The organism is Burkholderia sp. Bp8986, from assembly GCF_003854225.1.
In the GTDB taxonomy this organism is placed as follows: domain Bacteria; phylum Pseudomonadota; class Gammaproteobacteria; order Burkholderiales; family Burkholderiaceae; genus Burkholderia.
In genome coordinates, this window is record NZ_QTQM01000076.1 from 1 (window position 1) to 12,835 (window position 12,835).

Below are 12,835 nucleotides of genomic sequence, written 5' to 3' on the forward strand. Positions count from 1 at the left end.
GGTCGCCAGAGCGATGAGCTCAACGCGTACCCGGACGCCTTCAGGCAATCGTGGCTGTACACGGAGCTGTACCGCGCACGCAACTTCAAGCAGTGGATGGCGAAGGGTCTCTACCTCGGCACGCTGATGGTCGGGCTGGAACAGAGGGTGATGGGCGGCAACGTGCCGTGGACACTGCATCACAAGCATGCGGACCACGAGATGCTGAAGCCGGCATCGCAATGCACGCCGATCGAGTACCCGAAGCCGGACGGCAAGCTGACGTTCGACCGGTTGTCGTCGGTGTTCATCTCGAATACGAACCACGAGGAACACCAGCCGGCGCACCTGACGCTGAAGGATGCGGGCGTGCCGGTGAGCGTGAACCTGCGCACGTATGCGGGCCCGGAAGCGCGCTTCTGTCCGGCCGGCGTCTACGAGTTCGTCAAGAACGACAGCAACGAAGATCGCTTGCAGATCAACGCGCAGAACTGCGTGCACTGCAAGACCTGCGACATCAAGGACCCGACGCAGAACATCGTGTGGGTCACGCCGGAAGGCGGCGGCGGGCCGAATTATCCGAACATGTAACGCAACGCAGCCCCGCGCCCGCGGGCGCGAACGAACCGGAGTGAGACGATGAGCAATGCAGCGAAGGAAGTCGTGGTGGTGAGCGGTGTCCGTACCGCGATCGGCGATTTCGGCGGGAGCCTGAAGGATTTCTCGCCGACCGATCTCGGCGCGAAGGTCGTGAGCGAAGTGCTGTCGCGCGCGAACGTGCCGGGCGATGCGGTCGGGCATGTCGTGTTCGGCCACGTCGTGAACACCGAGCCGAAGGACATGTATCTCGCGCGCGTCGCGGCGATCAACGGCGGCGTCGCGCAGCACACGCCGGCGCTCACCGTGAACCGCCTGTGCGGCTCCGGCCTGCAGGCGATCGTGTCGGCCGCGCAGACGATCATGCTCGGCGACGCCGACGTCGCGATCGGCGGCGGCTCGGAGAACATGAGCCGCGCGCCGTACACGGTGCCGGCCGCGCGCTTCGGCCAGCGCATGGGCGACGCAAAGCTCGTCGACATGATGCTCGGCGCGCTGCACGACCCGTTCCAGACGATCCACATGGGCGTGACCGCAGAGAACGTCGCCAAAAAGTACGGCATTTCGCGTGATGCGCAGGATGCGCTCGCGCTCGAATCGCATCGTCGCGCGGCGCGCGCGATCGCCGAAGGCCGCTTCAAGGACCAGATCCTGCCGATCTCGATCCGCACGAAGAAGGGCGAGGTCGCGTTCGACACCGACGAGCACGTGCGTCACGACGCCGGCCCGGACGACTTCACGAAGCTGAAGCCGGTGTTCGTGAAGGAGGACGGCACGGTGACCGCCGGTAATGCGTCGGGGATCAACGATGCGGCCGCCGCGGTGCTGATGATGAGCGCGGATGCCGCGCGCGCGCAGGGCGTGAAGCCGCTCGCGCGTCTCGTCGCGTACGCGCACGCGGGCGTCGATCCGGCGTACATGGGCATCGGCCCGGTGCCGGCCACGCAGAAGGCGCTCGAGCGCGCGGGCCTGAAGATCACCGATCTCGACGTGATCGAGGCGAACGAGGCGTTCGCCGCGCAGGCGTGCGCGGTCACGCAGGAGCTTGGTCTCGATCCGGCCAAGGTCAACCCGAACGGCTCGGGCATTTCGCTCGGTCACCCGATCGGCGCGACCGGCGCATTGATCACGGTCAAGGCGCTGTACGAGCTGAAGCGCATCGGCGGGCGTTACGCGCTCGTGACGATGTGTATCGGCGGCGGCCAGGGGATTGCGGCGATCTTCGAGAACATCTGATAATCGACCGCTCAGCACCCGAATACACAGGAATCGTCATGGCAATCGAAACCGTCGGCGTCGTGGGCGCCGGAACCATGGGCAACGGCATCGCGCAAACCGCGGCCGTTGCAGGACTCAACGTCGTGATGATCGACGTCAGCGACGCGGCACTCGAGAAGGGCGTCGCCGCGCTGAAGGGCAGCCTCGAGCGGCTCGTGTCGAAGGACAAGCTCGACGCCGGCGCACGCGACGCCGCGCTCGCGCGCATCACGACGTCGACCGACTACGCGAAGCTCGCCGCGGTCGACATCGTGATCGAAGCCGCGACCGAGAACGTCGAGCTGAAGAGCCGCATCCTGAAGCAGATCGAGTCGGTCGCGCGGCCCGACACGATCATCGCGACCAACACGTCGTCGATCTCGATCACGTCGCTCGCGGCGCTGCTCGCCGATCCGTCGCGCTTCGTCGGCATGCACTTCTTCAACCCGGTGCCGCTGATGCCGCTCGTCGAGATCATCCGCGGGCTGCAGACGAGCGACGCGACCGCGTCGGCGGTGCGCGCGCTGACCGAGCGTTTCGACAAGTCGCCGATCGGCGTGCGCAACGCGCCGGGCTTCGTCGTGAACCGGATCCTCGTGCCGATGATCAACGAAGCGTTCTTCGTGCTGGCCGAAGGCATCGCGTCGGCCGAGGAGATCGACGCGGGGATGAAGCTCGGCGCGAACCATCCGATCGGGCCGCTCGCGCTGGCCGACCTCGTCGGGCTCGACGTGTGTCTCGCGGTGATGGACGTGTTCCTGAAGGACTTCGGCGACACGAAGTACCGTGCGTGCCCGCTGCTGCGCGAGATGGTGTCGGCAGGGCGGCTGGGGCGCAAGACGGGGCGTGGGGTGTACGACTACAGCAAGTAAGCGGCGCATCAGTGCCTCTTCGCGCGGCCGCCTTCGGGCGGCCGCGTGCTTTTGGCGGTGCGCTTGTGCGTCGAGCACCGCGAGATCCCGGGATCCCGGGGCAGGGTACGTTTGAACATCACGAGCTTTACGACAAGCACCCCGTCGAAATCGCGCACGCAAGCACCCGGGACCCGGCGTACGCGCCGCGCGTGTTCTTTCCGATCCCCGAGGCTTACGTCGACCGGTTCTCGCGCTGGTACGGCGCGCGGTTGAGCGCGCACGGGATCTGATGGAGGCGAGACGCGTCGGGAGGGCGATTTCGGATCCTTTCTCAGCGGTGTGCGATGCGGGCCCGATTGACGTTGACTTCTCCTGGCCCATCGGTCCGCTCGGCTGACCGGTCCCAGCTCGCGGGATTTCAGAATTGAAACTTCGATTCCATATCTGAGCCGGTACGAGGCCGGCCTGCGCGCCCGAGCCCCGTCCATCAACGCCGCCCGTTCGATATTCGATGTGGCCTGCTTTTTGCCTTTACGAGACGACATGTTCGATGTCCTCTCGTCCGACCGTTCTTTCCTGACGAAACGAACCGCACAGTTCGAGGCGACCCGCTTTTCAATCGTAAGGTGAATGCAATGACTGGCTACGGCAAACGAAACACGGTTTCCGGGAACGATGCGCGTCGCGTTGCGCGCGAACGCGCGGTGGAAGCAGATCGATCCGCGCCGACGCGCGAATCGTCCGGTGAACGCCGCCGCGATACGAACTGGGCGTGGGCAAAGGGAACGGCCGGCTACGACTGGATGGATCACGCACCGCTGTTCGATCACCGCGATTGATCCTGTCGCGAGCGCGGTTCATGCCACGGGCTCGCCCTGGTTCGATCGACGAGCGGACCGGCCGGCGAGCCGGACCCTGATTTCCGGTTGGTCGGCTGGATGCTATTCGTCGTCGCGATGTCGATAGCGATCATCCGGCGATCTGGCGAACATGTCGACTGGCGCAAGCCGCGACGATGCACCGCGAATGACCGACGCGACGATCCGCACGCCGCCCAATGAAGCAGGCGGGCGGAGCACGGCGCGTCGGCGAACTCAATTCAACCATTCACTATCCATGGCCGCCGTGACGCCTACCCCCATCCAGTCCATCCTGATCGCGAACCGCTCGGAAATCTCGATCCGCGTGATGCGTGCCGCCGCCGAACTGAACATGCGTACGGTGGCGGTGTATTCGAAGGAAGACCGCCTCGCGCTGCATCGCTTCAAGGCGGACGAGAGCTACCTGATCGGCGAAGGCAAGAAGCCGCTCGCCGCGTATCTCGACATCGACGACATCCTGCGTGTCGCGCGGCAGGCTAAGGTCGACGCGATCCATCCCGGCTACGGCTTCCTGTCGGAGAACCCCGATTTCGCGCAGGCCGTGATCGACGCCGGCATCCGCTGGATCGGCCCGTCGCCGGACGTGATGCGCACGCTCGGCAACAAGGTGGCCGCGCGCAATGCGGCGATCGCCGCCGGCGTGCCCGTGATGCCCGCGACCGCGCCGCTGCCGGACGATCTCGACGCATGCCGCGCGCTGGCCGCGGAAGTCGGCTATCCGCTGATGCTGAAGGCGAGCTGGGGCGGCGGCGGGCGCGGCATGCGCGTACTGGAAAGCGATCAGGACCTCGAAACACTGCTGCCTGTCGCTCGCCGCGAGGCGCTGGCCGCGTTCGGCAACGACGAGGTGTATGTCGAGAAGCTCGTGCGCAATGCGCGGCACGTCGAGGTGCAGGTGCTCGGCGACCTGCACGGCACGGTCGTGCACCTGTACGAGCGCGACTGCACGGTGCAGCGGCGCAACCAGAAGGTGGTCGAGCGCGCGCCGGCGCCGTATCTCGACGACGCGGGCCGGCAGGCGCTGTGCGAATCGGCGCTGCGCTTGATGCGCGCGGTTGGTTATACGCATGCAGGCACCGTCGAATTCCTGATGGACGCCGACACCGGCCAGTTCTATTTCATCGAGGTGAACCCGCGTATCCAGGTCGAGCATACGGTGACCGAGATGATCACCGGCATCGACATCGTGAAGGCGCAGATCCGCATCACCGAAGGCGGCCGGATCGGCCTCGCGGAGGACGCGACGGACGGCGAGGGTGCGCTCGTCGCGCGCGCGGCCGGCGTGCCGGAGCAGCAGGCGATTCCGCTGAATGGCAACGCGTTGCAATGCCGGATCACGACCGAGGACCCGGAGAACGACTTCCTGCCCGACTACGGGCGGCTCACGGCCTATCGCAGCGCGGCGGGCTTCGGTGTGCGGCTCGACGCCGGCACTGCCTATGGCGGCGCGGTGATCACGCCGTACTACGACTCGCTGCTGGTCAAGGTGACGACCTGGGCGCCGACGGCCGCCGAATCGATCCACCGGATGGATCGCGCGCTGCGCGAGTTCCGGATTCGCGGCGTCACGTCGAACCTGCAGTTCCTCGAGAACGTGATCAATCACCCGGCCTTCATCGCGGGCGACGTGACGACGCGCTTCATCGACAGGACGCCGGAGCTGCTCGCATTCGCGAAGCGCGGCGATCGCGCGACGAAGCTGCTGCGCTATCTCGGCGAGCTGAACGTGAACGGCAACGCCGAGATGAGCGGCCGCACGCTGCCGGCATTGCCGCTGCCGAAACCCGTGTTGCCGAAGGTCGATACGGCGGTGGCGATTCCGGCCGGCACGCGCGATCGACTGCGCGAGCTCGGCCCCGAGAAGTTCGCGCGCTGGATGCTCGACCAGAAGCAGGTGCTGCTGACCGACACGACGATGCGCGATGCGCACCAGTCGCTGTTCGCGACGCGCATGCGCACGGCCGACATGCTGCCGATCGCGCCGTTCTACGCACGCGAGCTGTCGCAGCTGTTCTCGCTCGAATGCTGGGGCGGCGCGACCTTCGACGTCGCGCTGCGCTTCCTGAAGGAAGATCCGTGGGAGCGGCTCGCGCTGCTGCGCGAGCGCGTGCCGAACATCCTGTTCCAGATGCTGCTGCGCGGCTCGAACGCGGTCGGCTACACGAACTACGCGGACAACGTCGTGCGCTTCTTCGTGCAGCAGGCCGCGAGCGCGGGCGTCGACGTGTTCCGCGTGTTCGATTCGCTGAACTGGGTGCGCAACATGCGCGTGGCGATCGATGCGGTCGGCGAGAGCGGGATGCTGTGCGAAGGCGCGATCTGCTACACCGGCGACCTGTTCGACACGTCGCGCTCTAAATACGACCTCAAGTATTACGTCGGCATCGCGCGCGAGCTGCAGCGGGCCGGCGTGCACGTGCTCGGCATCAAGGACATGGCCGGCATCTGCCGCCCGCAGGCGGTCGCGACACTCGTGAAGGCGCTCAAGGAAGAAACCGGGCTGCCGGTGCATTTCCATACGCACGACACGAGCGGGATCGCCGCGGCGTCGGTGCTCGCGGCGGTCGGTGCGGGCTGCGACGCGGTGGACGGCGCGCTCGACGCGATGAGCGGGCTCACGTCGCAGCCGAACCTGTCGAGTATCGCGGCGGCGCTGGCCGGCAGCGAACGCGATTCCGGGCTGGATCAGGACCGCCTGCACGAAGCGTCGATGTACTGGGAAGGCGTGCGCCGTTATTACGCGCCGTTCGAATCGGAGATTCGCGCGGGCACGGCCGACGTCTACCGTCACGAGATGCCCGGCGGCCAGTACACGAACCTGCGCGAGCAGGCGCGCTCGCTCGGCATCGATCATCGCTGGACCGAGGTGTCGCGTGCGTATGCGGACGTCAATCGCCTGTTCGGCGACATCGTGAAGGTCACGCCGACGTCGAAGGTGGTCGGCGACATGGCGCTGATGATGGTCGCGAACGACCTCGGCGTGGACGACGTGCGCAATCCGGACAAGGACATCGCGTTCCCCGAGTCGGTCGTGTCGCTGTTCAAGGGCGAGCTGGGTTTCCCGCCCGACGGCTTCCCGGCGGACCTGTCGCGCAAGGTGCTCAAGAGCGAACCGCCGGCGCCGTATCGTCCCGGCGACCAGCTTGCGCCGGTCGACTTCGACGCGGCACGCAAGCAGGCCGAGACCGCGTGCGAACGCCCGCTGGACGACCGGCAGCTCGCGTCCTACCTGATGTATCCGAAGCAGACGGTCGACTATTACGCGCACGTTTGCGCCTACAGCGACACGTCGGTCGTGCCGACGCCGGCGTTCCTGTACGGGCTGCAGCCGCAGGAAGAAGTGGCGATCGACATCGAGCCGGGCAAGACGCTGCTCGTGTCGCTGCAGGGCCAGCACGCCGACGCGCAGGACGGCATCGTGAAGGTGCTGTTCGAACTGAACGGCCAGTCGCGTTCCGCGCTGGTCGAGCAGAAGAGCGTCGTGCAGGCGGGCAAGGAGCGTCATGGCCTGCAGCGTGCCGATCCGGCCAATCCGCTGCATGTCGCCGCGCCGATGCCGGGCTCGGTGGTCACGGTCGCCGTGCAGCCGGGGCAGCGTGTGTCGGCCGGCACGACGCTGATCGCGCTCGAGGCGATGAAGATGGAAACGCACATCGCGGCGGAGCGCGACTGCGAGATCGCGGCCGTGCATGTGAAGCCGGGCGAGCGAGTCGCGGCGAAGGATCTGCTGATCGAGCTGAAAGACCCGGCGCAATGACGGTTGCCGCGCCCGGTCGTATTCGCGAAGCCGATCGGGTGCAGCCGCGAGGATCGCGAACCGTTCGGCCAGATGCGCGAGCGTGCGATGGAAGCGCTGCGGTTCCCCCACCACGCGCGCTCGACGCATGGATGGCGGCGTGTCGCGCGCGCGTCCGGCGTCGCAGGTCGTTGCGTCTAGACGTTGATGACGCCGCGTCCGAGCTCGACCACGCGACCGCCGACGCTGATTTCACCGTTCGAGCTGACCGACAACCGCAGCAGGCAAGGCCGGCCGACGGCTTCGCCCTGTTCGACCTCAAACGCGGCGGGCAGCGCGTGATGGGCCGCAAGCAGCCAGCCGCCGAGATTCGCGCAGGCCGACCCCGTGCCCGGGTCTTCGAAAATCCCGCCGCCCTGTTTCGCAAAGAAATAGCGGGAGACCACTTTCCCGGGACGATGCGGGTCGAACGCGAACACATAGGCGGTCTTTCGACCGAGGCTGCTGGTCGGCCAGATATCGAGGAGGGCGCTATCGGGCCGGGCGCGGCGCACGGCGGCGGGGTTCTTGACGGCGACCAGCAGTTGGTCCGCGCCGGTGTCGACCCAAAGCGGCGGCGCGAGAAAATCGTCCGTCGTCAGTCCCAGCATGGCCGCCGTATCGGTATCGGGCAACGCGCAAGGCGCCGTTTTCGGCATGCCCGCGTGCGGGGCGGTGAACGTCCACACGTCGTCGCCGGCTTTGACGTCGACCACGCCGGCCTTGAATTCGAGTGCGAGTGTGTCGCCTGCCTTCAGCAGGTCGCGCACGACATGCGCGGTACCGAGCGTCGGGTGGCCCGCGAACGCCATTTCATGGCCGGGCGTGAAGATGCGCACGCGGGCATGCGCATGCGCCGACGGCAGCACGAACGTCGTTTCCGACAGGTTGAATTGCACGGCCAGTGCCTGCATGGTCGCGTCGTCCATGCCGCGCGCATCTTCGAACACACATAGCGGATTGCCGCCGAAGGTGGATTCGGCGAATACATTGAGCAGGCGGAACGCGTACTGGGTCATCTCGATCTCGTGTGAGAGGGGCGTGCTGGTCGGGGCGCGCGAGCATCGCCCGGATGTCGGGATGCTTCGGCACGATCCTGCATTCTGCCGGACCGAGCGCATCGATCGATGCGCGGTCGCTCGGCATTTCAATTTTCGTGCATCATCAGGGTTCTCCGCTTCGGCCCGGCCACGCGAATTTTCGCAACGATCGCGCCAATTTTTTCGCCGGAGCAGACGGCCGCCTGCGAATCCGGAACCGTCCGGTTCAAACACAACGACGCCGTGCCCATGCAACACAGGTCGGGTTCAGTGTCGCTCAACGCTTGCAGCATCCTGCATGCAGGAGGAAGACATGGCATCCGACGGAAGCCACCTGAAAACCGGGGGTGGACTCGCGAACGCATCGGCGGGCACCGCTTCGCCGCAAACCATGCTGGACGCGCTCGCACGCGGCGTGGAACACCTGCTGATCCCGGCCGACACGCCGTGGCCCACGGCGCAGCTCTACCTCGCGGACAACGACCGACCGTGGAAATTCTCCGCTGTCCTGGTCGCGATCGTCGCGCGGCGCGAGCCGACGATCCTGCTGACCAAGCGATCGTCGGGGCTCAGCGAATACTCGTCGCACGTGAGTTTCCCCGGCGGACGTCCGGCGGAATCGGACACCAGCATCGGCGCGACTGCGCTGCGCGAGGCGTTCGAGGAAATCGGCCTCGCGCCCGATGCGGTGCGGATGATCGGAAGCCTGCCGATTCATAAAACGAGAAAGCGCAATCACGCCATTTTTCCCGTGATCGGCTTCGTGTCGGAAACAGCCGCATGGGAAGCCGCACCCGCTGAAGTCGAGGCGATTTTCGAGTTTCCGTTTTCGACGCTGCTGAATCCCGATCTGCCGCGGCAATACGGCGACGGCGAACGCGCCGGCGCCTGGTACTGGGCGGATCAGACGCAGGACATCTGGGGCGTGACCGCGTTCATCCTGAAATCGCTGGCGGGTCTGGTGCGCGATGCCGCGGGCGGAGAGTATGCACGTACCGACTAGCTTCACGCACGGGGCCTCGGGCCCGCCGAGTCACGCGTGCCGCTCGCGGCGCGTCGCTCAGTGTGACGACACGAACACCGCATCCTCGAACGCCGCCGGAATCGCGAACTGCGCACGCATGCGCTTCGTCTCCTGCGCGGGCGTGAGCCCGAACAGCCGCTTGAATTCCCGGCTGAACTGCGACGGGCTCGCATAACCGACCGCATGGCCGGCCGCCTCTGCGGTCAGGTCCTGGCGCACCATCAGCAAGCGCGCCTGATGCAACCGCGTCGACTTCAGGTACTGCATCGGCGACACCTGCGTGATCGCCTTGAAGTGGCTATGGAAGCTCGGCACGCTCATGCCGGCTTCCGCGGCCAGTTGCGCGACGTCGAGCGATTGCGCGTAGTCGGCGTGGATCAGGCGCAGCGAACGGCCGATCCGGCCGAACTGTCCGCGCATCGCCAGCGCGTTGCGCATGGCGCTGCCCTGCGCGCCGGTGAGCACGCGGAAATACAGTTCGCGCAGCAACCCGCGACCGAGCACCGCCGCTTCGAGCGGCCGGTGCAGCGCTTCGACGAAACGCAGCACGGTCGCCTGCATCGCGTCGTCCATCGGCGTCGACATCATGCTTCTCGGCGCCTGCACGGGTTCGGCGATCCCTTCGCGGTCGATCTGCGCGGCCAGTTCGGCGGCCATCGGGAAATCGAGGTGCAGATACAGCGCGAGCAGCGGGTGCGCCGCCGTTGCGTCGGTTTCCATGCTGAACGGGACGGGCACCGAGACGGCCAGGTAGTGGGCCTCGTCGTACAGGTAGCGTTCGCCGCCGAAATAGCCGCGCTTGCTGCCCTGGCAGACGATCACGATGCCCGGGTCGTACAGCACCGGCGTGCGCGACAGCGCGCGGTTCGAGCGCAGGATGCGCACGCTCGGCAGTGCGGTCAGGTTGTAGCCTTCGTCCGGCGCCAATGCATGCAGCAACGCGATCAGGTGTTGGCGGCTGCGCGCGGGCAGCTGCGGCGATCGGGACGAAGAGGGCGCGGTGCTCATAGTTTTATGCAAGAAAATCAGCGGAACCGGGCTTAGGTTACGTGGATCGTCAGACTAGTATGCATGCTTCGATCGACATTCGGGAGAAGCTCACATGGCATCCGGCACTATCATGCTCATCACCGGCGTCAGCAGCGGCTTCGGCCGCGCGCTCGCACAAGCGGCGCTGGCCGCGGGTCATACGGTGGTCGGCACCGTGAGAAGCGAAGCGGCGAAGCGGGCGTTCGAAGCGCTGTCCCCGCATGCGGCCATCGGGCGCGTGCTCGACGTGACCGACTTCGAGCGCATCGACGGCGTCGTCGCGGAGATCGAGTCGAGCGTCGGGCCCGTCGACGTGCTGGTGAACAACGCCGGTTACGGGCACGAAGGCATCATGGAGGAGTCGCCGCTGTCGGAGATGCGCCGACAGTTCGACGTGAACGTATTCGGCGCCGTCGCGATGATGAAGGCCGTCGTGCCGTTCATGCGCGCACGCCGGCGCGGCCGCATCCTGAACATGACGTCGATGGGCGGCCACATCACGATGCCCGGCATTGCCTATTACTGCGGCAGCAAGTTCGCGCTGGAAGGGATTTCCGACACGCTCGGCAAGGAGCTCGAGCCGTTCGGCATCGCGGTGACCGCCGTGGCGCCGGGCTCGTTCCGCACCGACTGGGCCGGCCGCTCGATGACGCGCACGCCGCGCTCGATCGCCGATTACGACGCGCTCTTCGAGCCGATCCGTCACGCGCGCGAGGAGAACAGCGGCCGTCAGTTGGGCGATCCCGCGAAGGCCGCGCGTGCCATGCTCGCGGTCATCGAGGCGGACCATCCGCCGGCCCATCTGTTGCTCGGCAGCGATGCGCTTCGGCTCGTGCGCGCCAAATGGTCGGCGCTGGAAGACGACATGCGCGCGTGGGAGGCGGTGACCGTGTCGACGGACGGTTGAGGCACGAGGGTCGGGGCGTGCGAAATCGCTCGGTTAGTTGCGTTGAATGGTCAAGTCTCGGGATGCGAGCACGCCGCTGCGAGGTTGTGCCCGTCCGGACCGGTGACGAACGCGGCATGGTAGTTCGCGCACACATCGTCGTTGCCCGCGGAGAACCGATACACGGCGGTATGCAATTGGCTTCATGACACGGTCGCGGTTTTCCGCTACAACACTCAGGTGCCGCATCGACCGGCGCGGTGTGCCGCCGCGCCGCAGTTCGACACCGACATCCGCCCGGGTGGCCGGCCGGCACGTGACGTTCACCTACCCCAAAGGAGCCTGAAGCCATGCCTTACATCACCACGAAGGACAGCGTCGACATCTTCTACAAGGACTGGGGCCCGAAGGATGCGCAGCCGATCATGTTCCACCACGGCTGGCCGCTGTCTTCCGACGACTGGGATGCCCAGCTGCTGTTCTTCGTTCAGAAGGGCTATCGCGTGGTCGCGCACGATCGTCGCGGCCACGGCCGGTCGGCGCAGGTTTCCGACGGCCACGACATGGATCACTACGCGGCGGACGCGTTCGCGGTGGCCGAAGCGCTCGACCTGCGCAACGCGGTCCATATCGGCCACTCGACCGGCGGCGGCGAAGTCGCGCGCTACGTGGCCCGCCACGGCGAGCCGGCAGGCCGCGTCGCGAAGGCGGTGCTGGTCAGCGCGGTGCCGCCGCTGATGCTGAAGACCGACGCGAACCCGGAAGGCCTGCCGCTCGAGGTCTTCGACGGCTTCCGCAAGGCGCTTGCCGACAATCGCGCGCAGTTCTTCCTCGACGTGCCGTCGGGCCCGTTCTACGGCTTCAACCGGCCGGGCGCGACGGTGCATCCGGGCGTGATCCAGAACTGGTGGCGCCAGGGCATGATCGGCAGCGCGAAGGCGCACTACGAAGGCATCAAGGCGTTCTCGGAAACGGACCAGACCGAAGACCTGCGGTCGATCTCGGTGCCGACGCTCGTGTTGCACGGCGAAGACGACCAGATCGTGCCGATTGCCGATTCGGCGCTGAAGTCGGTCAAGCTGCTGAAGAACGGCACGCTGAAGACGTATCCGGGCTATTCGCACGGGATGCTGACGATCAACGCCGATGTGCTGAACGCCGACCTGCTGGCCTTCGTCCAGTCGTAACGCTGGCGGCGCAAGCCCGTTCTCGCGGGCTGCGCCGCGCTGGCCGGTGATGCCGGCCAGCCTCCTTCCGCTTCGCCGGCGGGTTTGACCGGCTACGCGGAACGATGCTGCCGGCACGACACAGCGAAGTCGCCACGGCGCAGCGTAGCGTCCGGCTCGCTACCGTTCCCCCTCGATGTACCGCACGATTGCAGCCGCTGCCCGCTGCCCGCTGCCCGCTGCCCGCTGCCCGCTGCCCACCGCCCACCGCCCGCTGCCCCCCCCCCGCGCGCCCCCCCCCCCCCCCCCCCCCCCCCCCGCCCCGCCGCCGCCCCCCGCCCCCCGCC

10 protein-coding genes are annotated in these 12,835 nt (G+C 66.9%); 8 read left to right on the plus strand and 2 right to left on the minus strand.

The genetic code is table 11. From position 1 onward, the window contains the following. The 5 genes from DID99_RS34925 to DID99_RS34945 form a co-directional block, all read left to right on the plus strand. The coding region (locus tag DID99_RS34925) for a 4Fe-4S dicluster domain-containing protein (protein ID WP_185733864.1) at positions 1-570 on the plus strand (570 nt) is incomplete at its 5' end. Positions 571-618: 48 nt separating this feature from the next. Next, positions 619-1,812: a beta-ketothiolase BktB gene (bktB, locus tag DID99_RS34930; RefSeq protein WP_044848466.1), complete on the plus strand. Its 1,194-nt coding sequence runs from the start codon at positions 619-621 to the stop codon at positions 1,810-1,812. Positions 1,813-1,850: 38 nt separating this feature from the next. After that, positions 1,851-2,705 carry a 3-hydroxybutyryl-CoA dehydrogenase gene (locus DID99_RS34935; RefSeq protein WP_124668573.1) on the plus strand — a complete coding sequence of 285 codons (855 nt, stop codon included), beginning with the start codon at positions 1,851-1,853 and terminating at the stop codon, positions 2,703-2,705. Between the two features lie 686 nt (positions 2,706-3,391). Next, positions 3,392-3,526 carry a hypothetical protein gene (locus tag DID99_RS38125; RefSeq protein ID WP_260426335.1) on the plus strand — a complete coding sequence of 45 codons (135 nt, stop codon included), beginning with the start codon at positions 3,392-3,394 and terminating at the stop codon, positions 3,524-3,526. A 277-nt stretch (positions 3,527-3,803) separates the two neighbouring features. Beyond that, a complete protein-coding gene (locus tag DID99_RS34945) occupies positions 3,804-7,325 on the plus strand; it encodes a pyruvate carboxylase (protein ID WP_124668574.1) in 3,522 nt (1,173 codons plus the stop codon). Between the two features lie 176 nt (positions 7,326-7,501). Here DID99_RS34945 and DID99_RS34950 read toward each other — a convergent pair whose 3' ends face one another. Then, a complete protein-coding gene (locus DID99_RS34950; RefSeq protein WP_124668578.1) occupies positions 7,502-8,362 on the minus strand; it encodes a PhzF family phenazine biosynthesis protein in 861 nt (286 codons plus the stop codon). A 334-nt stretch (positions 8,363-8,696) separates the two neighbouring features. Here DID99_RS34950 and DID99_RS34955 point away from each other — a divergent pair, with 334 nt between their 5' ends. Continuing rightward, a complete protein-coding gene (locus tag DID99_RS34955; RefSeq protein WP_260444766.1) occupies positions 8,697-9,386 on the plus strand; it encodes a CoA pyrophosphatase in 690 nt (229 codons plus the stop codon). Between the two features lie 57 nt (positions 9,387-9,443). Here the strand turns inward: DID99_RS34955 and DID99_RS34960 are convergent, their stop codons facing one another. Continuing rightward, positions 9,444-10,415: an AraC family transcriptional regulator gene (locus DID99_RS34960; RefSeq protein WP_124572148.1), complete on the minus strand. Its 972-nt coding sequence runs from the start codon at positions 10,413-10,415 to the stop codon at positions 9,444-9,446. Between the two features lie 94 nt (positions 10,416-10,509). Between DID99_RS34960 and DID99_RS34965 the strand changes: the two genes are divergently transcribed. Together DID99_RS34965 and DID99_RS34970 are read left to right on the plus strand one after the other, a co-directional pair. Then, a complete protein-coding gene (locus tag DID99_RS34965) occupies positions 10,510-11,343 on the plus strand; it encodes an oxidoreductase (RefSeq protein WP_124668576.1) in 834 nt (277 codons plus the stop codon). Positions 11,344-11,672: 329 nt separating this feature from the next. Further along, complete coding sequence (locus DID99_RS34970; protein ID WP_124668577.1) at positions 11,673-12,509, plus strand: alpha/beta fold hydrolase; 837 nt, start codon at positions 11,673-11,675, stop codon at positions 12,507-12,509. Positions 12,510-12,835: the final 326 nt, after the last annotated feature.